This is a genomic window from Flavobacterium arsenatis, from assembly GCF_031456785.1.
Lineage (GTDB): Bacteria > Bacteroidota > Bacteroidia > Flavobacteriales > Flavobacteriaceae > Flavobacterium > Flavobacterium arsenatis.
The window spans coordinates 116,184-139,684 of sequence record NZ_JAVDVI010000008.1 but is presented as its reverse complement, the minus strand read 5'-3'; the positions used below and the strand labels follow the sequence as shown (position 1 = coordinate 139,684).

Genomic DNA, 23,501 nt, shown 5'->3' with positions numbered 1-23,501 from the left:
TTTTAATATGCCTTTGTTGGCGCTCATAAAAATTTACAACTCATCTCCGTTTATCAACCACAGTATTATCAAAAGCAATTAAATTGCATAATTCTCTTAATCTTGAGCGTACCCGGTTGCCATAAAAATTCTCGATTTCACTTGCTGATAGGTTGGTAGTAATATGCGTTTGTAGTTTTTTGGAAATGAACAGGTCATAACGACTTAAAAGTATTTCTGCCATAACGTTGCATTCGTTGCCGTAATATTTCAGGTTGTTTTCTGTTCCGAGGTCGTCAAAGCAGATGGTTTTTGGGGCTGATTCGTATAGTTTGCCTTTACTGTATTGGTGGATGATCTGGTACCCGTCTTGAATGAATTCGAAACTGATATCCCTGCAGGGTTTTACGAAAAACTTATGTTCTGCAGTTGCAAGGTATTTCATTATATTCATTAATGATGTTTTACCACAGCCTATGGGACCGGATAGCAAAATTCCTTTTGCAGAATTAATTCCGTATTGAAAACAACTGGCTTCATCTTTCAAGAAATAGGCAATGAGTTTGTAAACGATTGAATAATCTGTTTCTATTATCTTAAAATGATTACCGTACAGTTCAACTCCTTTATTTTCTAACCAGGTTATTACTTCTGAATAGCTGTAATGGGATTTTATTTCGTTTTCCATATCATATTTTTTAACCACAAGATTCACAAATATTTAGATACTGAACCAAGTTCAATATTAAAAAGGGCTTACAAAGTACTTGTAATGTTCCAGTTAAAGTGGCTCTGAATAATCTTTGTCTGTTGCCGTGTTAAGTTGCATTGCTCTGTTGGGCTGTTCTGTATTTGAAATGAATTTTGGTGCGTTGATTATCCAGTTTTGTGCGGATGCTTGCCAATTGACCATGGGTATTTTTCCGCCTACGAGCCAGCCCACACTGGAAAAGTAATTGAAGAATTTTTGTGCTTCGATTTCCGGAAAGTTATTTTCGTTGAAATAGGATCTGATTTCTTCGATGGTAGGCTTTTCATGGTTTGATGGTTGTGCTGATGTTATGGATTGGATGGAAGAAATATCTTTCTTTTTTTCGCGCAACTTTTTTTCTTTCTCTTTTTCGGCTTTCATTCTAAAATCAGTTCTTTCTTCATTATTTTTTACTTGCTTTTCCAAGTTTGAACCGTTTTGATTGTTTAAATGGTTTGATAGGTTTGATAGGTTTGTATTGTTTATAGAAGGTACCAGCACTTGTTCAATGCCGGTTTCATCACTCGTATAAGGCTGGTTTAATACCTGTTTATCAACAGATTCAAAAACAGGTTCATTATTTGGTTTTCTGTCGGATTTTGGCAACGGTTTTAAATCATCTGAAAAATTGAATAAAATAACATGACTTCCCCTAAATGGGTTGTATGAGGGTTGGTAATTGATGTAGCCTAAAGCGTGCAGATTTTTAAGGCATTTGTGGTAGGTTGCCTTGGAACTTATCTTACTGATGCGCATGACCTCATCACGGCTAATACTGATTGGATTGCGGAACCGGTTGCAGTTCCAAAATTGAAACAGGGCAATGTATAAGCTTATGTGTGTAGGATTCAACGTTTGATCTATTGCTACTTTCTCAAAAAAGCCTGTCAGGTGTTTTATGTAGTTCATTTGGATGTATTAAGTATTAAGACTTTGGTCACGATTAAGTACCATAATTTTGTTTGGTATAACAAAAATAGTATCCTATTTAAAGAGAGTAGGCAAGGCATTTACTTTGTTGCCGTTTAAAAGTTTCTCAATGTCTGCATGATCATAATACATGATGCCACCAATTTTGGTATAGGTTAATGTACCGTTGATTCGGAGGTTCTGGAGCGTGCCGGGAGAAATGTTTAAGAGCTTGCGGACTTCACTAGATTTGAGCCACTGTTTTGTTTGTTGCGGTTTGGATTGAATAATTTCTTTTAAATCGTTCAACAAAAGACTTCTGAATTCGTTTAAGTCTTCACGGGTAACTACTTCGATAGCCATAACGTATGTTTTAGATTGTTATGGTACAAATTTGTAGTATTTGAATTGTTTTAAATCACAAGCCTTTCACAAGTTGTGAGTACTATTTAACAAAAAAGGCTGAATGAATTCATTCAGCCTTTTTACTTTACTAATAAAAAATTCTTGTATTTAAGACGCTAACCAGTCATAGTTAATCAAATGTCCTAAATTATTTGTTTCCTTACTGTCCGGATTGGTTCTTAAATATTTGCCAGTTGAAGCATTAACTACTTCTACATTTTCGCCAACAGTCCAAAAACATGATTTATAATTCCATACCCATGTTGTTGCGCTATTACCAGAGGTTTCCAATAACTGAATTGCCGTGGCTTTTGATTTTTTTACCGCCCTAGTTACGCCGGTACTCGTTACAGTATGAAACCCATAGTGCGTTATAGTACCTTGAGCATCTTTCCATACTCCTGAAATTCTGTATTCTGCCATATTTTTTAATTTTAAAATTATTAGATCGCAAAGTAGAACGTTTTTAATTATAATCTTTACGGTTTTCCGTAATGTGGTGAAAAATTTATTTTTCATCGATGTTTTCCATCCTTTTTATTAAAGATTCTTTTAGCGTATCTATAAATTTAGTTTGAGAAGATTTACGCATTCTGATTTCTAAAAACACCCTGTGAAATTGACCTAAATCAACATTGAAAACAGTTTCAAAATATTCTACAATGTCTTTTAAGTCTGAAGCTCCATTATTAAACACACCTTCGGTATGCAACGCATATAAAAGCTCTATTAGTGCGACTTTAGAGCCTGTCCAGTTTTGTTTTACCTTGGGGTTAACTTGTGTTTTTTCCTTGTTTTCTTTGTTTTCCATCATCAGCAATTTGTCTTCCAAATATACTTGTACCAGATCGTGCGCCATGATCTTTGCTACCTTAAAATCGTGTGAGGTGGCAAAAGTGTGATCTACTTCAAAATAAAAGCTATCTAACGTCATTTTGATGTCAAACTTTCCTCTGGTAAAGTATTTATAATCTAAGTAGCTACTGCCGGTACGGTAATATTTATAAAACTCTAAATTATTATCAAAGTACCTTTTTAACTTTTCCAGTTCGTTGTTGAGGTATTTTTTTAAAATACGTTCTCCGCCATACGGCTTTTTGGTTTCAACCTTGTACACCATATTATAATATATGAGTTTAGAAGTAAACTGTGGCTTTACTTCTTTGAAAAAATGTATTTCTTCAGACTCAGACTTAAAACTGTATTTGTGGATTATGTGCTTAAGGCTTGCTATTGAAGCTAAAATTATTTCAATGGCTTTTTCGCATTTAAGTATCGGGTTGTCTATTTCCAGGTCGATAAAGTTGATCTGTTCGTTTAGGTTTGAAAGGTATAGGTTTATTTTTGGGTTCAAAGATATTTTTTAATTTTTATTACATTTTACGCATCTAGGATATTTAATGTCTCCATTAATTTTTTTTAAATTATTGTTAATTAGAATTCCGTTCCCTTTTTCCATTCATAAGTTTCAATGGGTAACCAACGGTTTTGTTTTTTAATGAACCAGATTGTTATCAATGTGCTATCGCTTGTTTCCCAAGTTACTTCTTTTAAAAGTATCGGTTGTTTAAGCTGTTCCATGGAAAAATAATGAGGCAAAAATTCGCGTAACCCGGCGTAATGCGATTCGTTTAGCTTGAAGGTTTCTTCTTCCAGAACGGTGTACTTTTCACTGATTTCTTCGAATGTTAGATCTTTGATTTTTTCCGGATTCAGAAATATTCTTTCGTTCATAAAAATGGTGGAACGGTATTGAAACTGGTCTTTTTCTTTAATGTACTTTCCTTCAATGTCAAAGTATAATTGTTTTTTTGTGGTAGGATCTATCGGATTGATTTTGTCAAATTGGGTTACTTCATCTCTGCCACAATTGGCATCACAAGGAACCAGATGATAGTTTAGATTTGTTAATCTATCCGTAAACAGCCACTTTCCATTTTTTTCAATCTCAACTGTACCAACAAGTCGTTGCAATGTATCATTGTCCATTAAAGCACAGTCCGCACAACGATTATTTTCCTGCCATTCTTCACGGGAAAGCCAGGTATATAATAGAAAGGACAATGATACGATAGCAAAGGCTATTACAACAAACTTAATTTTGATTTTCATTTTTCATCATTCAAGGTGTTTTTCACTTTTACTTAGTCGCATAAAAATCATAAGCAGTTTTTGCAATGTCTGCGATTATATTTTCGGAATCTGCGAAGGTTTCATACGTATTGTGCACAAAAACCGCAATGTAAATTTGCTTACCATTCGGTAGCTCTATAATTCCGACATCGTTGATTGCACCCGTCATTCCGGCATCGTTGGTAAAAGATGTTCCTGTTCTGTGGGCAACTTTTGTATTTTTGGGCAGGTTGCCTTTTATTCTTTTCAGTCCGGATTTATTGTTTAGCATTGCTTTGTAAAGCCATTTGGTGTGCTTTGGATTTAGGTATTTTCCGTTGTAAAGCTCTTCCAGACCTCTAACCATATTGTTTGGTGTTGTCTTGTTTACAAATTGCGAGTCCCAATCTTTGTGCATTCCTTCTTCATCATTTTTAATAATGAAATGCTCTTCGCTGTCCATATATTCCTGTACAGCTTCCGGTCCGCCAATGAGTCTCAACACAATGTCAGTGAGATTATTATCGCTGTACGATACCATCCAGCTCAAGGCTTCTTCCAGCGTAATATATAGATTGCCATTGGGATGCTTTTCTTTAAACGGGCTCCAGTTATCCGGATCATCCAGCAACTCTTCTCTTTTTATAAAAATTTTCTGTTTCATAGATAGTTTGCCTTTCTCTACCTGATACAAAGCGGTTAAGGCAATCGGGAATTTGACGGTGCTGAGCATTGGATACATTTTGTTGCCGTTAATGTGGATCACTTCATTGTTGGTTCCGATGATTGCAACGCCTACGTCTGCTTTTTTGTCTTTTAAAATTTGCTCAATTTTTTCGGTGAGATTGTCTTTTTTAACCTGTGCAAAAGCTACCGTTGTAAATGTTAATAGTAACAGAATAAGATTTTTTTTCATAAATTATAGATTTGGTTTCTTTTATTGTTGGAGCTTTGCGTTCGGGCGGGAAACCGAAGCACGAAAGTTGATATTATTACTAATTTTTAATTAAAAACTGCTTTTGAATTTTGCACTTCAGCCCAGCTGATGCAAAACGCTTGTTATAGCCAGTTTTTTTATAGTTCAATGTTTTCGTTTCCGTCATCGTCTTCTTCCAAGTATAGTTTCCAATTCAGCCTATTTGCAATTTGCTTAAATGTGTCAATATAAATTTGTTGGTCTATATCTTGTCTTTTTGAACATACAATAGCAACCAAAGTTACAAATTGATTTTCCTTGTCTGATGTAGTAAAATTACCGTCATAAGTTTCAACTAGAATAATGTCAACCCACGGAAAATCTTTGGAATTTGTGAATGTCTGATGATTTGTTTGTTTAAATAACTTAGTTTCTAAAAGACAATTTACCACAAATGATTTATCGAGCTTTTGTCCAAATTGTTCGTCAAACTGGATGTTATAGTAATTGTATCTGTCGCTCCACATCTTATTCGTAAATTTTCGCTCCTTTAAAAATATCCGCAAATGTTGACCAGTCTGGTTTATCAGCATTTACATTTAGTTTTATATTGTCGTAATAGCCTGGAATGTCTTCTGCGTACGCACTTAACGCTTCTAAAAAGTCAGGTAGTGTTTTGTTTTCCCAACTTTCAGGATTGTCCAGAAAGTCCTTGCGTAATAAGTCAAGAAACTTAATGAAAGTTTGTCTGTCCGCTACTTTAAAATCGTTAAGAGTGTCGTTCATAAAATTGGCTATAACGTTCCGGGGCTTTGCGTTCGGGCGGGTTTCGGAGCACAAAAGCTGATGTTATTACTAATGTTCAATTGAAAAACTACCGTTGAATTTTGCACTTCAGCCCGCCTGACGCAAAACCCTTGTTAGCGGTAGTTTTATTTGTCCAATGGTAGCTTTTTAGGTGAAAGCAACCACGAAATTCCATCTTCTTGTTGTTTTACGTGCCAAATTACTATTCCATATGCATCTTCATTCATTGTAAATTCGTCAAGCATAAATGGTGGAACCCAAATTAATTGAATTTCACCATCTCCATACCAACCTGCATTTGTAAATAATTCAGACGCTACTTTTAAATATTCGTCAGCGTTTGGCAAAAAATCTGCGGGCTTAAATGTGAAATTCAAGTTGTCTATATATTCGTGAGTAAAAAGCCTAAAGTTTCTTAATTCATTTGGCTCATACGTTATTACTTCTCCCTTTTTTATCGAATATGCCATTCCTTATATTTTATATTAGTCCCATACTCTCATTTCATAATTACACCAACTTGTAACAATGTCGAGTATGTCGTATGTTCGGTCTTGCAAAAGTTCATTGTCTGAAAAATTCATTGCTAATTGTCCAATAAGTTTTTGAGCAGTTTCTTGTTGTCCGCCTGCATTTTTATATGCCAACAAAATATCTCTTACTTCTGTCGTAAAGCAGTTTCCATCTCTAACATATTTTTCGAGAGTTCTTATTAGTTCTTCGTCTGTCATTTGCAGGGTTTTCAAAATTACCGCTAACACTCGGATTGGCGCAATTTCCTATTGTTGTCGTTTGTAAATACTTGTTATCGTCAATAAAAAAAATCACTTAATAGTGAGGTGCTAAAATATAAATTTTCACCAAATGGTGATAAAAAATTTTAAATTATTTTTTTTAAAAATAGGGATACTCGAATTTTTGAGTTGTGTTTAACTATTGCAAACTGAAAAGCAATCATAGAAACGGTGAGATAAACCTGTTTTATTATAGTTTTCATTAAGCACTACAAACCTCAAATCTATCAATACCAGACAGATACCAATTATCATTGTGTTTTGTCAAGAAAAAAATGAAAGTTCCACCATCGTTACCAACAATAATTATTTTTCTGCTTACTTTTTCTGTTGCTTCAATTTGTTTTATAGCATCATCTGACCAATCTTGAATTTCAAACTTTTTCTCATCTTTAGCGATTGTTGATCTAGATTCATCTATTGTTATAGTATCCGTATAAATTCCGGGAGGTTTATTCCACATTTCATTGGTACAATCATACTCGGGAAGTTGTTCATATTTTATTTGATTTTTGTATGTTGCGAAACCATAATCGTATGATAAATATTCAGGGATTGGATTTGAAAACTTAATTGAATCTGTAATGACCAAGTTATCTAAAGCGCCTCTTCTAAACAAAACCGCAATTTTATATTTTTTGCTAATAAATTGATTGATTTTTATTTCATCTTTTTGATTATATGCTTCTAAAATTTCAAAAACGCTTCTTTCAAACGAAGTATGTTTTGCTTCATTTGTTGCTTTGTCATTGTTTATATGTTTGTTACAGCTAATAAGCATAGCAAACATAAAATAGAGGAAATATTTTGGTGTTTTTTGTAGATTCATTTTTTTAAATTTGATTTACCAATTGTGTCCAACTCCAACGTATTTAATTTAGCATCCATTTGTCAAGCGGTAACAACTAATTCTATAATGATGCTATCTAAATTAGTATTCATTTTTTATGTGTTGGGGTAGTTTTTATTCTCTGTTATGTTTTTCAATTAAGTTTTCAATGAATTCATCTATTGAATTAGCAACTTTCATTTTCTCCCAATTCCATACATTTGTGTCAGTGTCATAATATTCGTAGTAAGAATGCTCGTGTTGTATCCAATAAACAGATTGATTATTAGCATTTTCAATGTCTATAAAATAATAATCCGCATCGTAAATTCCTATGCAAAGCTTGTTCTTAATTCCTTGATTTCCTTCTTTTGAATAGCCTTTTATAAGAAGGTTTATGTCAATAATACCATATTCATTATCTCTTTTTCGTTTGGCAAAACTTAAAAGATATTCATCTGGTATATTGGAACCTCCATTAGGTAAATCAATAAACTTTTCAAATGGATAATTTAATAAGAAATGTTTGTAATAGTCAGGCAATGTAATTCCTAATTCTGTTTCTATAAGTTGTATTTCTGTTGCTCGCATCTGTTTATTTAATTTCCCAGTTTCCGTAAGGTGATCCGTCTGTTTTACATCTGTCCCAAAAATCTTTTGCGTAATCAAATTTTGGAATTTTTTCATCAATTGCTAAATGTATTTCTTTATTAAATTCTAATTGTTGAAGACAGTTTGCAATTCCATACCTCACAAGATATTCATTCCATTTTCCAAAGGCTTGTTTTTCTACTTTTGTTAATTTGCTGAATAAAGGACCAAGGGCTTTATATAGATTAGCTAATTCATCATTATCTTCACTTTTACAAAGTTCGATAGTTGATTTATAATCTTCTAAATCAGCTTTTGAATATTCCTCAATATCTCCGGTTTTGCAAAGTCTGTCTATAAATTCTTTATATTCTTGTGGTTTTTCGCTCATAATATTTTTGTGCTGTTATGTTTTTGATCTTTTTTAGGTTTTGGAAAATCACATCAAAACCTGCCGTTTTTTATTCGGTTAATTCATAATTTCTTTTAGCCCACATTTTACTTGGTTTTATCCATTGGTCTGATGCGATGTATAAAAAGCCGTGTTTCAATCCTGTATTTAATTCAATTTCTTTGAATTGATTGATTTTTAGGTTTGATGTTTCTTTTCGTTTGATGGCTGTAACTCCGAAAACGTCGGATTTTTCATAAATGGTTAAGATATTTCCACAAAAATTAATCGTTGGAAATTCTGCAATATCCGTATCCTGAAAACAACCAATAAAAACAAAGTTTAACTCCGGATTTTTCGCAAAAGTAGAAACAAACTGGGCTATGTAACCACCTTTTGAGGTTCCAACAACTGTAATATGATTAGGCTGAACGCCTTTTGAAATTAAACTATCGATTTGTTTTACCACTTTTTCGGCATATTTAATTCCGTTTGTTTTTGGCGGTCTTTTTTCGCTGAGAACTACAAAACCATCATTTTTAAACGAGCTTATAACACCTTTGTAATCTGTCGTTACGCTGTATTCTTTGTCAAAAGTTCCATCGGGATTGTCTTCCAGAAATTTGTTATGAATAAAGAAAATATAGTTTTTTTCGTTATCAGATTTATGCGTGTCTTTAACAGTACAGCTGTTAGTGAAAATCAATAATAGCAGAGAGAAAAAGAAATAGAATGTAGGTTTCATCTGTATGTTTTATGGTTTTTTAAAAAGTTCTATGGTATAATCGAGTAGTTTTTTGTCGCCGTATTGTCCGTGCCCCGGAATTACCCATTGAACATCGGGATATGCATCTTTTATTTTTTTCACAGTTGTTGCCCATTCGTCTTCGTTGGCATCGGCAAGATTGCCTTTGGTAGCATTCATTTCCTTTATCAGGCAACCACCAAATAGTACTTTTTCGTCGGGAAAAAAGCCAATCGTATTATCTTTTGTATGACCTTCTCCAAAAAACCTGGCAATTACTTTTTTGTTGCCAACTTTAATCTCCAACATATCGTTGAATCCGTTTTGAGGCAAATTTTCGTTCCGCTCTTTTGCATTTTCAATAGTTTTGAAATTGGCATAAGACGGAATTCCCGCTTGTTCAAATGCCTTTAATCCTCCCAGATTGTCAATATGAAAATGAGTGACTACCACAGCTTTTATTTTGCATTTTAAATTTTCTTCTACCCATTTAATTAAAAGGGCAGATGTAATATGATCCGATGTAGTATCAAATAATACCGCTTCTCCTTTATCTCTTACAATCATTCCATTGCAAGGTACTTTTCCAAAATCTTTGGTTTGCAGAAAAGATTTATGTTCAAAAGTATTTTCTGATAACTGCGTAATGATGAAATCATCAGATTGATAGATGGCTTTTGGTAAAGTATTTTTATCTGTTTGTTTTTCGGTATATTTTTTATCGAGTGATGATGAGGTACAACTTATGAATAACATTGCTAATGCAAAAGAAATCAGTTTGAAAATTTGTGTCATTTTAATTAATAATTTTTTTTAATGTGAGTGTTTATTGGTGTTTACAATGGTTTTTGTAAAATTGTTTCAATGTTTCGGGGTTTGCGTTCGGGGGAGGGATGTTCAATTTTTGCATAATCGTTAAATTTTGCAGTTTCGCCCGACTATTGCAAAACCCTTGTTAGCAGATGTTTTTTAGTTTTCATTCATTTTTTTTAGTGCAATTCCGATTGCTGTTTGTCCATTTGGCATTGCAGTAGATTTTAATTCGATTAATTTTCTTTTGCAGATTTATATTTGTGAAAACCTATAATTTGAATTGCTCTTTCTTGGATATACATATCTTCGTCCTCAAGAAATGGATAAATATTTTCTTTAATTTCGTCAATCAAAGACAGAGCAATAATTGAGAATGCAATTTGTTGTTTTACATCTTCATCGCTTTCTGATTTAAAATTGGATTTAAGCTCTTCGATGATTTGTTTTCGTTCGTTAAACGCTGTTGTGCTTTTAGAGTTGGGAAAATCGAATAAAGTTTCCTCTAAATCGTCAAAGTCATAAGCATCAGGACTTTCGCTAATCACATTTATGAAACTTGAAATATTTTTAAACTTCGGTTCTAAATTTGGTTCGTCGTGGCTTAAATAGCAAATCATTCCTTTCATTGGTCCGCTAATATTTAGACACCAATAATTTGAATTTTCATCTGTCAATAAAGCAACTAAGTTTTTATAAATCGAAAATTGGCTAAAATAGCTTTCCATTTCTTCAAACTCCTTTTCGTCAAGTAAAATAAATCCATCTCTTGAATTAAAAGTTTTTAGTTTATCGATTTCCGAAGTTTTTAAGTCAAACTTGTTTAATTTTTCAATCATATTTTTGTCGTTGGTACAGTCGTTCTGAAATATCTGCTAACACTTGGATTGGCGTGCTTTTCCGATTGTGTAGTTTGTAAATACTTGTTGTTGTTAATTAAAACTCACTTAATAGTGAGTTGCTAAAATATAAATTTTCACCAAATGGTGATAAGAAATTTAAAATTATTTTTTGAAAATAGGGTTACTTTAATTTTGCACTTCAGTTTGTTTGAAGCAAAACCTTTGTTATACTTAGTTTATTTCAGTTGCTTTATATTTAAAAGGACTTTCTTCATCTTTAAAAAGAACATTTCCGCATTCGCATTTTTCAATTCTTGGTCTTGAAATATTTTCTTGTGTGTAGATTTTTTTTTCTGTTTGACATTTAGAGCACCTAACAAAGAAATAGACCCTTGCCCAACCAAATTTAAAGTCCGATTCTACTTTGTATTTTAAATCAAAAAATGGTTGATAGTCAAACTCAATTAGATAATTAATTTTAATTTTATCTTTCTCCGTTATGATCTCTATACTTATTAGATTTCCAAGAAATCCATTACATTTCGCTCTAGGTGTGCAAATCCCATTGTTATTTATACTCTCAAATATTATTGTTCTATGGTCTCTTTGGCAATTAATACAGGGTAATGATATTTCCAAATTATCAGCTACTGCAAGAAAGGTTTCAGGATTAATTTTTAAGTTGCAGGTTAATTTATATTGATACTTCGCCATTATTTTAGGTCTTAAATTAGGTATAACGTTTCGGGGCTTTGCGTTATTCGGTTTTTTGAAGCGCAAAAGTTGATATTATTACTAAAGTTCAATTGAAAGACTACACTTTATTCTATAATAAATTTCTTTGGATAGTTTTCAATTGCCCTACATTTATTTAATATATTTTTCAGGATTTTTATAGAACTCCAGATATTCCGGTTTCTCATTTTCGAAATATCTTTTACCTGCGTTTTTCACCACATATTTCCATTTATCCAAAGCGGTTTGGTAATTGCCAGTTTCGAAATGATATTTTGCCTCGTTATGCTCTAAATCAAAATCAAACAAGTGCAGATTATTGTTGTGACTTATCATTTCATTGAGCCAATTTTGGGCATTTACATAGTCTTCCTCAATGATATAAGCATCAAATAATTCTTTTGCGAGAGAATAAGCTTCGTTCCAATTATTTTTAGGAATTGGGTACAAATCCCACGCTTGTAATAAATGGTCAAAATAGGAAGGCTTATCATTCTCCCAAATTTCATTTCCCAAATTGATAAGTTCATCTATCTGATCTTGTAATTCTTTTTTTAATACTGCCATATTGTTATAATTTAATTTTCCTGTACCTCATCATCCAATCGTTCCTTTAAATCGATTTCCAAATCTTTCCAGCCGTTTTCTCTGGCAATTGCTATCCATTCTTTTGCCGGTTCAAATTGTTTTAGTTCCAGTAAAAGGGTTACCATAATTTCTATAAGTTTGGGCTTTGGTTGTATATAATAGGCTTGTGCATACACATCTATAGCATCATCACGCTGGTCCAACATCACATAGCAGGATGCCAATTTAATTAGTACAGAAAATCTGTCCTCAATACCAAAGCCCAAAGTTTTGGTGTATGCCGTAATGGCTTTTTGATATTGTTTCTGTGCATATAACAGTTCACCTTCCTGCAGATAAAGATTTAACGGAAAAACAGAAGAATAGTGCGAATGAAGATAGTCTGCGTGCTCCTGGAAAACAGACATATTATTCTGATAAAAAGCTACCAAACCCAGTCCAAAATGACCATTCATTTTCAATGTTGGAATGTCAAGAGCCATTGTATAAAATTCTGTGGCACTTTGGTAGTTTTTATCTTTCAGATCAATTGTTGCTATTTCAAGGATTGCTTTATGACGACCGTTTTGCACAGCAAGTAAAAAGTATTCTCTTGCTTTTTTGATGTCGCCGTTTAGTTTGTATTGTTGAGCTTTTTCGTAATCGCGAATGCCTTTTTCTTCGGCATCTTTATCTGATGAAAATAATTTTGAAAGAGAAAATTTCTTTTGCAATTTGTTTTGCAATGTCCACACAGGCGTTGCGTGTTCTATAAAAAATGTTGCTTTTTTTAGAATTTTTGATTTCTGCGCTTCATATTCCGAAACGTGTTGAGGATGCAAAGGCAGTTTGTTCCAGATGCTTTCCGGCTCTTCCAGCATTGTAAGGTGAACCAGCATTAAATCTTCATCGTTCTGTTGCGGACCGCCCCATACAAACCTGCCCAAAATATAGGCATTAGAATATTCTGCCCAATTCTTGTATCGCTGTTTTACTTCTGAATAAGCCAAACGCACATATTCCTAAAATTCATCTTCGGTGATGTAATCATCAAGATAACAGTATCGGGCTAGAAACACAAGTCTTCCCCAATCCCAGGCATCAATATCAATTTTGCAGACGTCTTCCCAAGTGTCTATAATGCCGAGATCTTTTAAGGCAATTTCGCTATAAAGCAGGTTGTTTGCATAATTGCTTATAAATTCTGATGGTTCAAAAAAGTTAACAAGCGTTTCATTCCACGTAGATCGATGCCCCTCAGTACTAAGCCAGTTGAGCACTTCTAATGCAGAATCACGATCATTAATTCCCCAGCTTGTTTTCATAGATTCCCGTCTTCTGTTGTGAACCTTGCCGGGAATGTAATCTAATGTATTAAGCACCCATCCGTTAGACCAGGAAAGCATTGCCGATAGGCTGAGTGCTTGCTGATCTTCTTTGGAAAAAGGAGATTGTGTGTCTATTCGCAGTACAGTATTTATTCCTATTTTTAGATATTCTGGCATTTGTGTTTTTATAATTTAAGTTGTTAAATCATTTATATTTTTCTAAGTTTTCATTTTCAAAGTTGCTGGTAAAGTTTGGGTCTTTGCTTTCTTCGGCTGAAGTACAAAAGCTGGTTTTATTACTAATGTTCAATTGAAAAACTGCTGTTGAGTTTTGTACTTCAGCCCGCCTGACGCAAAACCCTTGTTAGCTGATTTTTTTTCTTGTTTTGTTTAATTAGTATTATAATCATAAATCCATTCCAACCTTGTCCACAAACCTGAATATTCTTGCAATAGTTCAAATTGATTGTTTTTAAACAATATTTCAATCTCTAAATTGTAATTACTTCTTTTTATTTTCCAGCTAGTGTCAGCTAAAATAAGTATATAATTGTCAAGAGTTTTATTTTGTTTAGGAACGATAACTGCTCTAAATTTAAGTTTATAAGCTGTCGAAATTGCAATGCTTTTTTTAGTTATCTTATTGTCAGCAATCAATTCTTCGGAAAACCTTTTTAGTTCAGAATACATTTTTTGTAATTCCAAAACATCTATCTCTAAAAAATTTTCTAAAGCCTTTTTTTGTTTTTTGCTGTATGGAAATTGGTTTCTTCTTTCTTTATTTATCCAAATCTCGGTATTACTTTGAATAGACTTGATGTGAATTTCTTTTGAACAAATCAATCCATTGTCTTCACTATCGATATGCCAATCAATATTTAATAATTCTAAAGTGTTGTCATTTGTCATAGCAATTTGGTGTCAAAATATCAGCTAACGTTTCGGGGCTTTGCGTTCGGGCGGGAAATCGAAGCACCAAAGTTGATATTATTACTAAAGTTCAATTGAAAAACTGCTGTTGAATTTAGCACTTCAGCCCGCCTGACGCAAAACCCTTGTTGTGCGATTGTGCTTTTTATTTTTCAATTATTTTTATTTTATAAAATCCTAAATTTTTTCCATCCTTACCATAACTATCAACTAAAGTAAAAAATAATATAGTGTCGCTATCCCAAAAACTATCTCCCATTATGCATAACCAAGTTTTAGTTTGTTTTTCAAATTCTTCATCTAATTGAATAATTTTTTCATATTCATTTTCTGATTTTTTTTGAATAAAATATGAAGAGCATTCTTGCCCACCAAAATGTCCATTTAAACGAAAAAGTTTAGATGGTGAAGTCTCAATATAATCTGGATTTCCTGTAATTTCAGTTTCATTTCCATTTTTTAAATTAAAACTTATGTCGGTAGTGTGTCCTCCTTCGGTTAGCAAAATGTCTTCTGTTGGATAATATGCAACAAAATAAGAATAATCATAATCGTTTGTGTAAACTTTTTCTTTTCCATTTCTAAAACGGATTTTTAGTACAGCTTGGACTTCTCCATTTTGGTCATTCTCATTAAAAAAGACAATATTTTTTAACATTTTTTTAGCTGTCTGAAAATCTGTTATTTTCTTTATTTCATCTTGTCTGTATTTGACTTTTTCTTTTTCTGAATGATATTGTGTAGAATCAATTTTTTCAACTTTTAAACGATATTTAAAATCCTCTTTTGAAGAATGATTTATTATTTCATTTTTTTTTATAGAAATACTATCTTTTTTCAAAACGAATTTATCTGTTTTTTTGTCGGTTTTGTTTTCGCAAGATTGGAAAAGAAAAGCTGTTGAAAAAAAAATACTGATTATTTTTTTCATTTTTTTGTCGTTTCAATTTTTGAAGGTTGTTGGTTTAGCATATCGCCCAACGTTTTGCGTGTATGAGAAGTAGCGGATTAAAAAGCACTGCTCTTTCGGTTTGGCACTGACTTTTATTAAAAGCACTGCCTTTGATTTAGCATCTAACCCGCTATTTCTCATACACGCTGTTGGGCGTTCGTTTTTTATTTTTTCACTTTTTTCAAAGCGTCCAGATATTTTTTCTTTACACCGTTGTCTTCTTCTTTGTCGCAAAGAGTTTCAACTTTTGACAATAAATTCACGTTATTTTCTGTCTTCAATTTTAATATTTCTGCCAAAGCATATGCAGTCGCCCAGCGAACAACAGTTCCCTTGTTTTCAGCATTTGGCAAAAGGTTGGTAATTGCCTTCTCTAATTTTTCGGGAAAGAGTTTGGCTATGTTTCCGATAACTTTTGCACTTTCCCATTTTAATCTTGGCTCTTCATCTTTCAAGGAATTTGTAACGTAATCCAATAGGTATTCATCTGCAATTTTTGGCGTTTTTTTGGTAGCAAATTCTACGGCTTCTATGCAAGTAGCTTTGTCGGATGCTTTTTGCTTTTCGGCATATGCTAGTAATTCGTCAATGGGCAATTCCCCATTTAGTAACCATTCTCCTAGAGTTTTTACTTTTCCTTTTGCTTTTATTGACTTGTCTTGAAAAATTTGTTCTATCGTCATAAGTTAAATATTATCTGTGTTGGTCTATTAAAATATTGTTTCCGTCTGGATCTGTCAAGCTTATGTGAGCTGGTCCGGTTGTGTTTGTGTCCGTTTCTGCTGTTAATGTAATGCCACATTTTTTTAAATGCTCTTGAATAACTCTAACATCATCAAATTCTTCTATGTTTTGAGCGTTCTCATCCCAACCTGGATTAAACGTGATGATGTTGTTTTCAAACATTCCTTCAAATAATCCAATAATGGCGTTTCTGTTTTTCATAATCAACCACTTTTGATTAATGTCTCCACCCAAGTCTGAAAAGCCTAAATTTTCATAAAACGTTTTTGATTTTTTAATGTCTTTTACTGCGAGACTTATTGAAAATGCTCCTAATTTCGTATTTGTATTCATAAGTTTTTTTGTTTTGTAGGGTCGGTTCAAAATGACGCCCAACGTTTCGGGGCTTTGCTTCCTGGCGGGAAATCGAAGCACAAAATCTTGTTTTATTACTAAAGTTTAATTGAAAAACTACTGTTGAATTTTGCACTTCAGCCCGCCTGACGCAAAACCCTTGTTAGCCGTAGTTTTTTTCACGAATATGAGTTTACACAAAGTATTCTGTCCGAATTGTTATAGAACAAAACTGTATCATTTCCGTCTGTGAAAAATTCAAAGCCAACTATTTTCCCAATAACTTCATAAGCATCAATATTTTCAATTTTTGGTTTGTCATAATAATTTAAAGTTCCTTTTAGTTCGTCTGTTGTTTCGTCATAAACAATTGGACTTGGTTCATCGGGTTTTGTCCAATTTTTCTCAATTAAAGTTCTAAATGCTCCAAATTCATTATTTAATTCAAAGTTTAATTTATTAATCGAAAACTCATAAAACGTTTGTATGTAATAATCTGCATCAAACTCGTCATCAGTTTGTATGTTAAGGTTTTGCTTTTGTATTTCGATATAATCGTCGGTCTGCGTTTTAGTTTCTAAATAATGTTTTCCGTTAAGGTCGAAGTCACTTTTCAGTTTATCAAATATGTTTTTTGCTTTTTCAGAACCTTTGTAAAGTTTTATGTTGCCATTGAATTTGTATTTGTTTTCAACAAAGTCAAAAAGCGTAAAGCTGAATGTATTATTTTCTGTTTCAAAGTTTTCGTCAATCCAAAGTCCATTTGAAGAGATGAAATGAAATACTTTATTTGGATATTTGTCAAGTGTCAAACTGCATAACGGATAAAATATTCCTTTAAGAGTTTCGTCAGTAAAAACTTTGTCAAAGTTCGGATAGAGGTCAATTTTCATTTGTCTGTGCGTTTCGTTTTTAAAATTACGGCTAACGTTTTGGGGCTTTGCGTTCGGGCGGGATTTCGAAGCACAAAAGCTGGTTTTATTACTAAAGTTTAATTGAAAAACTGCTGTTGAATTTTGCACTTCAGCCCGCCTGACGCAAAACCCTTGTTACCTGCCGTTTTTATTTCATTTTTTTATTTATTTCGCTTGGTAGAATTGTGTTTGTCAAAATTGAATTTTCGTAATAGTTCTTTGAAGGGTTAAGTCCAAAAATTTTCAACAATTCATTTCTAGCTTCTTTAAATTTTGGATTTCTCAAATCTAAACGAGCTGTATAATTTTTACTATCTTCAAAATCATAAATATCATTTTTTTTGAGTGTTTTTAAAATTTCAATACTTCCGTATTTAGGACTATATCCAATTGTGGCATATCTGAAATGATTGTTTTCTATATTCTCTTTTAGTTTTTTGGATGCTAATTTTTCGTATTCCATAAATGTCTGTTCAATCTGAATTAATCCCCATTGCAAACTAGCTGTGTTATGGTAAGAATTACATACAAAAGAAATAGGGAAATCATATTCTTCATCTCGTATTTCTTTGTGTCCTATAATTTCGTAATCTCCATAAAGTAATACATTATCCATCATTGCATCAGAAGGTAGTTTTTTACAGTTTTGCAGAACCTCTATGTCAATATTTTTTGTGATAGATTTAAATACGAAAAGTTCAACAAAAACTGGTTGTCCCATAAAACTGAATATTTTATGATTTTCCTTTACGAGGTTTAGCTTACGCATTTTACTACCAATATCAAGTAGAATTCTTCCAAAACCAAACTCTGTTCTGTTGATTTTAAAACAGAAATAATCGCCTGCTTTAAATTTTATATTTTTTCGTTTTGATTTTTTGAAAATCTCAATTTCGTTCAAATGATTTTGTGTCGAATTATTGATAAAATCAGTAATAATGTTTGGAATTAATTGTTCTAATTTATCTTCATTGTCCCAACGGCTTGAGTAAAAAGTTGTTTGCGAAGTAAAATTTCCAATTCGTAGATGTCCGTCATATATTTCCAAGTAAACTCCGTCTCCTTGCCTTTGTTCCAAAGTTGAGCCGGATAGTTTTTTGTCTTTTCCTTTGTCGGTTTTAGGTAAGAGTATTTCTCTGCTTCTTGTTGCTTCGTTGTAGTGTCTTTCTATATAACTGTCTTCTGTTGTTGTGATGTGTCGTTTAATTACATCTCCATCAAAATATAAAAAACTGTCGGCTCGATATTTATCTCCTTTCAATACAAATCTCTCCCAATTTTTTTCAATAGGGTCAAGTCCGAAATATTTTCTTTGGTCGTTTGTTAGTTCAAATGCTGTTGTCATAAAATGGCAGGTAACACTCGGATTGGCGCAATTTCCGATTGTTGTCGTTTGTAAATACTTGTTATCGTCAATAAAAAAATTCACTTATTAGTGAGTTGCTAATATATTAAATTTCACCAAATGGTGATAAAAATTTTTATTTTTTTTTCTTTGAAACGTAAAATGCTCAATAATAAATTATTATAAAATTGAATTTTGCATACCAACGTATGAAATTGATTAAAGTTTTCTATGAAAATAGAGCTTTCCATTATTCAACAATATATAATTCAGAAATTTTCAGCTGGTCAAAATCTGTTATTTCCGATAATCTGGTGAATTCTTTTAACCGGATGTTTTGCTTGGTTTGTTTAAAAACTACTTCGCTTTCATCTTGTGCATTTTCGTTAATGTTTTCGTTTTTTATTAATTTTTTGGTTAAGAAATTAATGCTGATGTCACTTTCAACCATTGGGCCTCTGTTGTGACTTGCATCATAGCCAATTAGTTCAAAATCATTGTTTTGGTGCCTGAAGGCGTAACTCCAATAGCCATACCTGCCGTGCAGATAATTGATTAATAAATTTCCGTTTTTGATTTCTATATTAAGATCCGGCGCATAATATACACCGCCATCTTCGTTTTCGGATGTGAAGCAATCGTAGTTTTTAAGTGCCAACTGGTAATGGTTTCCTTTGTTGAATAAAACAATGATTCCTCTTCGGTTCTGATCTAATTCGCCACGGGTTTCGTGTTTTATGACTTTACTTTTGTCTGTTGCTTTGATGATTAGAACAATGTCTTCCAAGCCGTCTTTGTTCAGATCTCCTTTTATTTCTTCCAGACCATTTTCTTTATAAATTACATAATCTTCCGGCACAAAATCAGAAATATTTTTTGATTGGAACACGGCCGACTGACTTGGTTTTGGTTCAGCTTCAGTAATGGAAATTTTGTAATAGATTGGCTTGAGTTCGTTATTAGAATCAAAAACGAATACTTCTTTAAGAAATAAAGTATGGTCGTTTGTCCAAAAAGCTTCTTTGATCTGACAAATACTTTTTCTGTTGTTTTTGGAAAAAGTTTCGCTTAACGGAATCGCGTTCTCAAATTGCCCGTTTACGTTTTTCTGAATAAAGTAAGAAACACAGTCTTGTCCTTCGTAAAAGCCATTCAGACGATATTGGTTGTTGGGCGATGTAACGATATATTCCGGATTTCCGGTTTCTTGGGTCTGCTTGCCATTTGTCAGGGTAAAACTCACATCAAGAGAATGTCCTCCTTCAAACAGAATAATATCTTCGGTTGGATAATACGCCACGAAAAATTCTTCGTTATATTTATTGTTAAATGTATTTCCGTTTCTAAATAAAATTCTTCTCAATCCGTGGCTTTCGCCATCTTCATCGCCATCCCAAAATTCAACAACACCTTTCAGCATTTTTTGGGCAGACGTAAAATCTGTAATTTTTTTCAGCGGTTCGGGTTTGTGTTTTACGTTTTTTTGTTCTGCATAAAACTGCAAAGAATCCAGTATTTCTACTGTATAAGTAAAATTATCCTGTTTTATTTCCCAGGTTTCATTATTGGAAACTGGTTCTTTATTTTGTTTTGATGTTTTCTTCTCGCAGGATTGCAATGCGAAAACTGTAGCTAATAGGAGTATGATTAGTTTTTTCATTTTCTTTAAAATTTAATACCGATTTTACTTGAATTCAACCAGTTCATCATTGGTTACATCTAATTCAAATATTTTCTTGTTTTCTCTTTCAATATAAACCCATTGCATAACGGCAAAACGATATTCGGACATAAAGCCAATGCCTAAAGCATCATAATCTCTGTTGTTTTCGGTTCGTTTTTCAACAGAATATTCTATGTTTTCTTTGTTCTGAACAGCGTTACTAATTAGCTTGTTTTTAGAATTTGCAATGTAATATTCTGCCAATAAATAAATTTCGTCTAGGTAATTTTGTGCGTAATTATCTTCGTGCCAATGGTATTTGATTTGTTTTTTATATTCTTTCCTGAATTTTGAAACGTTACCGTCTTTAATTTTTTTGATGGAAACCAGCCAATCTGCAATTTCGGGCGTATCACCGTCGCCTGCTATATAAATGGTATCTTTCTCCCATTGAATTTCACAAATATCGCCTCTCAACAATGTTCTGTCGTTGTTTCTGTCATTGACAAAGCCATATATTTCCTTGTCTTTCCGGGCATTTAACAACATATAATCGTAGTTGTCATCATAAGAGATAAATTCAAAAGTACCTTTAAAGATTTCCTTTTTAGGTTGTTTATTTTGAATTTCTACTTTTTCTTGCGGTTTCACCTTTGGAGATTTCTGCGTTTTTTCTTTGCAGGATTGCAGTGCAAAAACGGTTAGAAAAAATATAATTAGTTTGTACATATTGTTTGATTCTAATTTTTATTGGTTGGATATTCTGCTACTCTGGCTTTTGCTTCTGTAGAATATGTTTTATTAGTTTTTATGGGAGTAAAGCTTTTTGGCTGTTGGATACATTTACTGACAATGGTATCAATTTTATATTGGTTTTGATGATAAGTTATTGTGGCATAATAATTTACGGTATCGTTTTCACAATAGTCGATGTTGAATTCTGCGATTCTTTCTTTTTCAATTTCAGATAAAAAATGCATGCTTGTAGGTCCGCCCTCGTCTTCTTCGTTGTCGATAAAATAAGCAGTGTTACTACCAAAAAAATTATCGGTATAGTTGTAAAAATCAAGATCATAGCTAATCCATACATTGGAACTGTCGCTGTTATAACGTTTATATTTTTCTTCGTTTCCAACAAATTCTTTGTTCATTTTTTCAATACAAAACTGTTTGATCATCGTGTTGATGCTATCTTGGGTAATTCTCGGATTTTTTAGAAAAAACTTATCTGTATATACTTTTGATTGTATCAATTCCATTTCAGTAAAAAATACGAAGTTGATAATTTTAACCAAAATAAAAATTCCTAACAGCGCTAAAGTCCAGTTAACGCGTGCTTTCTTTTTGCTTATCCAAAGGACAATTCTGTACAGTATAAAAACTGAAAGAAGAATAAATAGCAAAAGTAGTATCAGTAACATTTCCATTTTTTTGTGTTTTTATTTTTAAGATTTGCGAGTTATAGATTTACAACAGGAGGATATTTAATACAGGTTTTCCAGTCTTTCCATTGCTTCTTCAATGCCTTCATCGTGGTCAATGCAGAATGCTGTAAAGTTTTTGGTTTTCGGAATTTTTTGATAGGTTTCCGTTTGCATAAAATCTAACAAGCATTCACCAAAAATTTTCATCAGATTTTCTACAAATTCATTCCACGATTTATAATCATCTTTCGGCAAATTGTTGAAAATTTGGTCTAACTGTTCATTTGTCAAAACATTAATTGTTTCAAAACATTGATACTCCCAGTCTCCTGTATTGAATTTTAAATCTTTAATATCACCTTCTGTCTGATAATATTTTGAAAACTCTCCTATTTGATACTGTTTTAATGTTTTTTCAAACTCATCTTCCGTATTTAAGCACAAATTCACTTCTGCATATTCGGCATTGCAATCGTAAGCAAAAGCATAAAATTCAAGCGCAGGATTTTCTTTTAGAAATTTTTCTACAGCATTAACTGTAAAATCTAATAGTGTTTTTTTGATTTCTTCTTTATTGAAATTTTTCATTTTGCAATTATTTTAATTTTTCACCGGTTGCGTTTTGGAAGCACAGCAACATGCTTGCGCCAGCGTGGGAACCTGCCTGATAAAAACTCGTATTATTTGTTGTATCTATTCATTTTCTATTTTAAACTGGTATGAAAAGTCGGCTGTATAATTTGGTTTTTCAATAGTCGGTTTTATAATGAATTCAAATGTCGGTTCCATTGTTTCTATTTTTTTAATATTGCCGTTTGTATCTTTAATTTCTATGATTTGTCTTGTCAACCCGCCTAAAATGGTCACAGAATACCAACCATTTTGAAGTTCGATTGTAGCAGGTTTGTATTTTTTTAATGCTTCAATTTTTGTGGCAGTAAAATCTTTTAAATAAGGTATTGTATAAAGGTAAATCCTTTCGTTTTCTACCTTGAGGCAATAGCCACCGCGTTTGTGTTGAAGTTTATTTTCGGGTTTTAAAAGTTCCGGTGTTTCGGTTGATAAATTAAAGTATATTGTGTAGGGATAATTTTCAATCCCTATCATTGGCACAATAACTCCGTTTTCTACGGCAATGTCACCAGTCTCTTTGGTAGTAAACTCTGTCAATAAATCATCTGGTAAACCTTTGTGGGCTTTATATTGCAGAAGATAGTCTGGATCGCCTAAAATGAAATAATCCATTAAGTCATTCAGCACCTCGTTAAATTTGTAATTTTTTTTCATAGAGTAATGGTTGGTAGTATTTTTATTTTAGATAACTTTTCCTTGTCCTACAATGTTTGCGCCTTCTGTAATATAAAATTCTGTATCTGCTTTGAATAACAGACTGTAATCCACATTGTCATATATCATTTCAATTATTGCTGTTGTTTTTTCGCCTAATTCAACGATGTTTCCTGCTACAAAGCAAACTCCCAAATATTCTTTTGTGCCTTTCACTACAAAATGAGGTTGGTATATCCGATTTTCAAGATTGGGAAATGTCTTGCGTGCCATTTGCTTTTCTTTAAAAAACTCTACTTCTACTAATACCTGTATTTTACTGTTTGTCATTATATTGCGGGATTTATTGGTTTTATTTCACTTATTAAATCCATTTTCAGCGTATTTTTTATTTCTGT

The 23,501-nt window shown here is 32.6% G+C and carries 31 protein-coding genes and 1 pseudogene; all 32 read right to left on the bottom strand.

The features are described 5' to 3' along the window. Positions 1-40: 40 nt before the first annotated feature. Positions 41-667, bottom strand: coding sequence for an AAA family ATPase (locus tag J2X31_RS10780; protein WP_310026669.1), 627 nt, complete (start codon positions 665-667; stop codon positions 41-43). Between the two features lie 93 nt (positions 668-760). Continuing rightward, entirely contained in the window at positions 761-1,639 is an 879-nt protein-coding gene (locus J2X31_RS10775) for a transcriptional regulator (RefSeq protein ID WP_310026666.1), read from the bottom strand. 75 nt (positions 1,640-1,714) lie between these two features. Beyond that, the gene (locus tag J2X31_RS10770; protein WP_310026664.1) at positions 1,715-2,002 is read right to left on the bottom strand and encodes a helix-turn-helix domain-containing protein; all 288 of its coding nucleotides are present in this window, start codon (positions 2,000-2,002) and stop codon (positions 1,715-1,717) included. A 150-nt stretch (positions 2,003-2,152) separates the two neighbouring features. Beyond that, positions 2,153-2,467 carry a DUF3892 domain-containing protein gene (locus tag J2X31_RS10765; protein ID WP_310026663.1) on the bottom strand — a complete coding sequence of 105 codons (315 nt, stop codon included), beginning with the start codon at positions 2,465-2,467 and terminating at the stop codon, positions 2,153-2,155. 85 nt (positions 2,468-2,552) lie between these two features. Continuing rightward, the gene (locus J2X31_RS10760; RefSeq protein ID WP_310026660.1) at positions 2,553-3,398 is read right to left on the bottom strand and encodes an RteC domain-containing protein; all 846 of its coding nucleotides are present in this window, start codon (positions 3,396-3,398) and stop codon (positions 2,553-2,555) included. 80 nt (positions 3,399-3,478) lie between these two features. Then, on the bottom strand, positions 3,479-4,156 hold the full coding sequence (locus J2X31_RS10755) for a hypothetical protein (protein WP_310026659.1): 678 nt from the start codon (positions 4,154-4,156) through the stop codon (positions 3,479-3,481). Between the two features lie 28 nt (positions 4,157-4,184). Continuing rightward, positions 4,185-5,072: a class A beta-lactamase gene (gene bla, locus J2X31_RS10750; RefSeq protein ID WP_310026656.1), complete on the bottom strand. Its 888-nt coding sequence runs from the start codon at positions 5,070-5,072 to the stop codon at positions 4,185-4,187. A 158-nt stretch (positions 5,073-5,230) separates the two neighbouring features. After that, the gene (locus J2X31_RS10745; RefSeq protein ID WP_310026655.1) at positions 5,231-5,599 is read right to left on the bottom strand and encodes a hypothetical protein; all 369 of its coding nucleotides are present in this window, start codon (positions 5,597-5,599) and stop codon (positions 5,231-5,233) included. Position 5,600: 1 nt separating this feature from the next. Further along, a complete protein-coding gene (locus tag J2X31_RS10740) occupies positions 5,601-5,858 on the bottom strand; it encodes a DUF7660 family protein (RefSeq protein ID WP_310026654.1) in 258 nt (85 codons plus the stop codon). A 146-nt stretch (positions 5,859-6,004) separates the two neighbouring features. Further along, the gene (locus J2X31_RS10735; RefSeq protein WP_310026653.1) at positions 6,005-6,349 is read right to left on the bottom strand and encodes a hypothetical protein; all 345 of its coding nucleotides are present in this window, start codon (positions 6,347-6,349) and stop codon (positions 6,005-6,007) included. Between the two features lie 15 nt (positions 6,350-6,364). Further along, positions 6,365-6,610: a hypothetical protein gene (locus J2X31_RS10730; protein WP_310026652.1), complete on the bottom strand. Its 246-nt coding sequence runs from the start codon at positions 6,608-6,610 to the stop codon at positions 6,365-6,367. A 265-nt stretch (positions 6,611-6,875) separates the two neighbouring features. Further along, positions 6,876-7,502, bottom strand: coding sequence for a hypothetical protein (locus J2X31_RS10725; protein ID WP_310026651.1), 627 nt, complete (start codon positions 7,500-7,502; stop codon positions 6,876-6,878). Positions 7,503-7,637: 135 nt separating this feature from the next. Next, a complete protein-coding gene (locus J2X31_RS10720) occupies positions 7,638-8,093 on the bottom strand; it encodes an SMI1/KNR4 family protein (RefSeq protein WP_310026650.1) in 456 nt (151 codons plus the stop codon). 4 nt (positions 8,094-8,097) lie between these two features. Continuing rightward, positions 8,098-8,484, bottom strand: a complete 387-nt coding sequence (locus J2X31_RS10715; protein ID WP_310026649.1) for a hypothetical protein — start codon at positions 8,482-8,484, stop codon at positions 8,098-8,100. Between the two features lie 70 nt (positions 8,485-8,554). Then, positions 8,555-9,229 carry an alpha/beta hydrolase gene (locus J2X31_RS10710; RefSeq protein WP_310026647.1) on the bottom strand — a complete coding sequence of 225 codons (675 nt, stop codon included), beginning with the start codon at positions 9,227-9,229 and terminating at the stop codon, positions 8,555-8,557. Positions 9,230-9,238: 9 nt separating this feature from the next. Beyond that, positions 9,239-10,024 (bottom strand): subclass B1 metallo-beta-lactamase, encoded by a 786-nt coding sequence (bla, locus tag J2X31_RS10705; RefSeq protein WP_310026645.1) that lies wholly within the window; start codon positions 10,022-10,024, stop codon positions 9,239-9,241. Positions 10,025-10,275: 251 nt separating this feature from the next. Then, positions 10,276-10,878: an SMI1/KNR4 family protein gene (locus J2X31_RS10700; RefSeq protein ID WP_310026644.1), complete on the bottom strand. Its 603-nt coding sequence runs from the start codon at positions 10,876-10,878 to the stop codon at positions 10,276-10,278. Positions 10,879-11,112: 234 nt separating this feature from the next. Continuing rightward, entirely contained in the window at positions 11,113-11,595 is a 483-nt protein-coding gene (locus J2X31_RS10695) for a hypothetical protein (protein WP_310026643.1), read from the bottom strand. A gap of 153 nt (positions 11,596-11,748) precedes the next feature. After that, positions 11,749-12,183, bottom strand: a complete 435-nt coding sequence (locus J2X31_RS10690) for a hypothetical protein (RefSeq protein WP_310026641.1) — start codon at positions 12,181-12,183, stop codon at positions 11,749-11,751. An 11-nt stretch (positions 12,184-12,194) separates the two neighbouring features. Next, positions 12,195-13,508 (bottom strand): annotated as a pseudogene (locus tag J2X31_RS10685) (DUF1266 domain-containing protein). 393 nt (positions 13,509-13,901) lie between these two features. Further along, on the bottom strand, positions 13,902-14,420 hold the full coding sequence (locus J2X31_RS10680) for a hypothetical protein (RefSeq protein WP_310026639.1): 519 nt from the start codon (positions 14,418-14,420) through the stop codon (positions 13,902-13,904). 166 nt (positions 14,421-14,586) lie between these two features. Continuing rightward, positions 14,587-15,372 (bottom strand): hypothetical protein, encoded by a 786-nt coding sequence (locus J2X31_RS10675; protein ID WP_310026637.1) that lies wholly within the window; start codon positions 15,370-15,372, stop codon positions 14,587-14,589. Between the two features lie 185 nt (positions 15,373-15,557). Beyond that, positions 15,558-16,076, bottom strand: a complete 519-nt coding sequence (locus J2X31_RS10670) for a HEAT repeat domain-containing protein (protein ID WP_310026634.1) — start codon at positions 16,074-16,076, stop codon at positions 15,558-15,560. A gap of 10 nt (positions 16,077-16,086) precedes the next feature. Next, complete coding sequence (locus J2X31_RS10665; RefSeq protein WP_310026632.1) at positions 16,087-16,470, bottom strand: VOC family protein; 384 nt, start codon at positions 16,468-16,470, stop codon at positions 16,087-16,089. A 179-nt stretch (positions 16,471-16,649) separates the two neighbouring features. Then, positions 16,650-17,363, bottom strand: coding sequence for a hypothetical protein (locus J2X31_RS10660; RefSeq protein ID WP_310026630.1), 714 nt, complete (start codon positions 17,361-17,363; stop codon positions 16,650-16,652). Between the two features lie 169 nt (positions 17,364-17,532). Next, on the bottom strand, positions 17,533-18,729 hold the full coding sequence (locus J2X31_RS10655) for an immunity 26/phosphotriesterase HocA family protein (protein ID WP_310026628.1): 1,197 nt from the start codon (positions 18,727-18,729) through the stop codon (positions 17,533-17,535). A gap of 250 nt (positions 18,730-18,979) precedes the next feature. After that, positions 18,980-20,389, bottom strand: coding sequence for a hypothetical protein (locus tag J2X31_RS10650; RefSeq protein WP_310026626.1), 1,410 nt, complete (start codon positions 20,387-20,389; stop codon positions 18,980-18,982). A gap of 24 nt (positions 20,390-20,413) precedes the next feature. Further along, entirely contained in the window at positions 20,414-21,121 is a 708-nt protein-coding gene (locus J2X31_RS10645; protein WP_310026624.1) for a hypothetical protein, read from the bottom strand. 11 nt (positions 21,122-21,132) lie between these two features. Continuing rightward, positions 21,133-21,819: a hypothetical protein gene (locus J2X31_RS10640; protein ID WP_310026623.1), complete on the bottom strand. Its 687-nt coding sequence runs from the start codon at positions 21,817-21,819 to the stop codon at positions 21,133-21,135. Between the two features lie 57 nt (positions 21,820-21,876). Further along, positions 21,877-22,404 carry a DUF4303 domain-containing protein gene (locus J2X31_RS10635; RefSeq protein ID WP_310026622.1) on the bottom strand — a complete coding sequence of 176 codons (528 nt, stop codon included), beginning with the start codon at positions 22,402-22,404 and terminating at the stop codon, positions 21,877-21,879. Between the two features lie 105 nt (positions 22,405-22,509). Beyond that, positions 22,510-23,103, bottom strand: coding sequence for a hypothetical protein (locus J2X31_RS10630; RefSeq protein WP_310026619.1), 594 nt, complete (start codon positions 23,101-23,103; stop codon positions 22,510-22,512). Between the two features lie 27 nt (positions 23,104-23,130). Next, a complete protein-coding gene (locus J2X31_RS10625; RefSeq protein WP_310026617.1) occupies positions 23,131-23,433 on the bottom strand; it encodes a hypothetical protein in 303 nt (100 codons plus the stop codon). Positions 23,434-23,501 lie beyond the last annotated feature (68 nt).

Bases quoted from the DNA above. Each gene is read 5' to 3' on its own strand.
- J2X31_RS10780 (WP_310026669.1), bottom strand. From the start codon at position 667: ATGGAAAACGAAATAAAATCCCATTACAGCTATTCAGAAGTAATAACC.
- J2X31_RS10775 (WP_310026666.1), bottom strand. From the start codon at position 1,639: ATGAACTACATAAAACACCTGACAGGCTTTTTTGAGAAAGTAGCAATA.
- J2X31_RS10770 (WP_310026664.1), bottom strand. From the start codon at position 2,002: ATGGCTATCGAAGTAGTTACCCGTGAAGACTTAAACGAATTCAGAAGT.
- J2X31_RS10765 (WP_310026663.1), bottom strand. From the start codon at position 2,467: ATGGCAGAATACAGAATTTCAGGAGTATGGAAAGATGCTCAAGGTACT.
- J2X31_RS10755 (WP_310026659.1), bottom strand. From the start codon at position 4,156: ATGAAAATCAAAATTAAGTTTGTTGTAATAGCCTTTGCTATCGTATCA.
- bla (WP_310026656.1), bottom strand. From the start codon at position 5,072: ATGAAAAAAAATCTTATTCTGTTACTATTAACATTTACAACGGTAGCT.
- J2X31_RS10745 (WP_310026655.1), bottom strand. From the start codon at position 5,599: ATGTGGAGCGACAGATACAATTACTATAACATCCAGTTTGACGAACAA.
- J2X31_RS10740 (WP_310026654.1), bottom strand. From the start codon at position 5,858: ATGAACGACACTCTTAACGATTTTAAAGTAGCGGACAGACAAACTTTC.
- J2X31_RS10735 (WP_310026653.1), bottom strand. From the start codon at position 6,349: ATGGCATATTCGATAAAAAAGGGAGAAGTAATAACGTATGAGCCAAAT.
- J2X31_RS10730 (WP_310026652.1), bottom strand. From the start codon at position 6,610: ATGACAGACGAAGAACTAATAAGAACTCTCGAAAAATATGTTAGAGAT.
- J2X31_RS10725 (WP_310026651.1), bottom strand. From the start codon at position 7,502: ATGAATCTACAAAAAACACCAAAATATTTCCTCTATTTTATGTTTGCT.
- J2X31_RS10720 (WP_310026650.1), bottom strand. From the start codon at position 8,093: ATGCGAGCAACAGAAATACAACTTATAGAAACAGAATTAGGAATTACA.
- J2X31_RS10715 (WP_310026649.1), bottom strand. From the start codon at position 8,484: ATGAGCGAAAAACCACAAGAATATAAAGAATTTATAGACAGACTTTGC.
- J2X31_RS10710 (WP_310026647.1), bottom strand. From the start codon at position 9,229: ATGAAACCTACATTCTATTTCTTTTTCTCTCTGCTATTATTGATTTTC.
- bla (WP_310026645.1), bottom strand. From the start codon at position 10,024: ATGACACAAATTTTCAAACTGATTTCTTTTGCATTAGCAATGTTATTC.
- J2X31_RS10700 (WP_310026644.1), bottom strand. From the start codon at position 10,878: ATGATTGAAAAATTAAACAAGTTTGACTTAAAAACTTCGGAAATCGAT.
- J2X31_RS10695 (WP_310026643.1), bottom strand. From the start codon at position 11,595: ATGGCGAAGTATCAATATAAATTAACCTGCAACTTAAAAATTAATCCT.
- J2X31_RS10690 (WP_310026641.1), bottom strand. From the start codon at position 12,183: ATGGCAGTATTAAAAAAAGAATTACAAGATCAGATAGATGAACTTATC.
- J2X31_RS10680 (WP_310026639.1), bottom strand. From the start codon at position 14,420: ATGACAAATGACAACACTTTAGAATTATTAAATATTGATTGGCATATC.
- J2X31_RS10675 (WP_310026637.1), bottom strand. From the start codon at position 15,372: ATGAAAAAAATAATCAGTATTTTTTTTTCAACAGCTTTTCTTTTCCAA.
- J2X31_RS10670 (WP_310026634.1), bottom strand. From the start codon at position 16,076: ATGACGATAGAACAAATTTTTCAAGACAAGTCAATAAAAGCAAAAGGA.
- J2X31_RS10665 (WP_310026632.1), bottom strand. From the start codon at position 16,470: ATGAATACAAATACGAAATTAGGAGCATTTTCAATAAGTCTCGCAGTA.
- J2X31_RS10660 (WP_310026630.1), bottom strand. From the start codon at position 17,363: ATGAAAATTGACCTCTATCCGAACTTTGACAAAGTTTTTACTGACGAA.
- J2X31_RS10655 (WP_310026628.1), bottom strand. From the start codon at position 18,729: ATGACAACAGCATTTGAACTAACAAACGACCAAAGAAAATATTTCGGA.
- J2X31_RS10650 (WP_310026626.1), bottom strand. From the start codon at position 20,389: ATGAAAAAACTAATCATACTCCTATTAGCTACAGTTTTCGCATTGCAA.
- J2X31_RS10645 (WP_310026624.1), bottom strand. From the start codon at position 21,121: ATGTACAAACTAATTATATTTTTTCTAACCGTTTTTGCACTGCAATCC.
- J2X31_RS10640 (WP_310026623.1), bottom strand. From the start codon at position 21,819: ATGGAAATGTTACTGATACTACTTTTGCTATTTATTCTTCTTTCAGTT.
- J2X31_RS10635 (WP_310026622.1), bottom strand. From the start codon at position 22,404: ATGAAAAATTTCAATAAAGAAGAAATCAAAAAAACACTATTAGATTTT.
- J2X31_RS10630 (WP_310026619.1), bottom strand. From the start codon at position 23,103: ATGAAAAAAAATTACAAATTTAACGAGGTGCTGAATGACTTAATGGAT.
- J2X31_RS10625 (WP_310026617.1), bottom strand. From the start codon at position 23,433: ATGACAAACAGTAAAATACAGGTATTAGTAGAAGTAGAGTTTTTTAAA.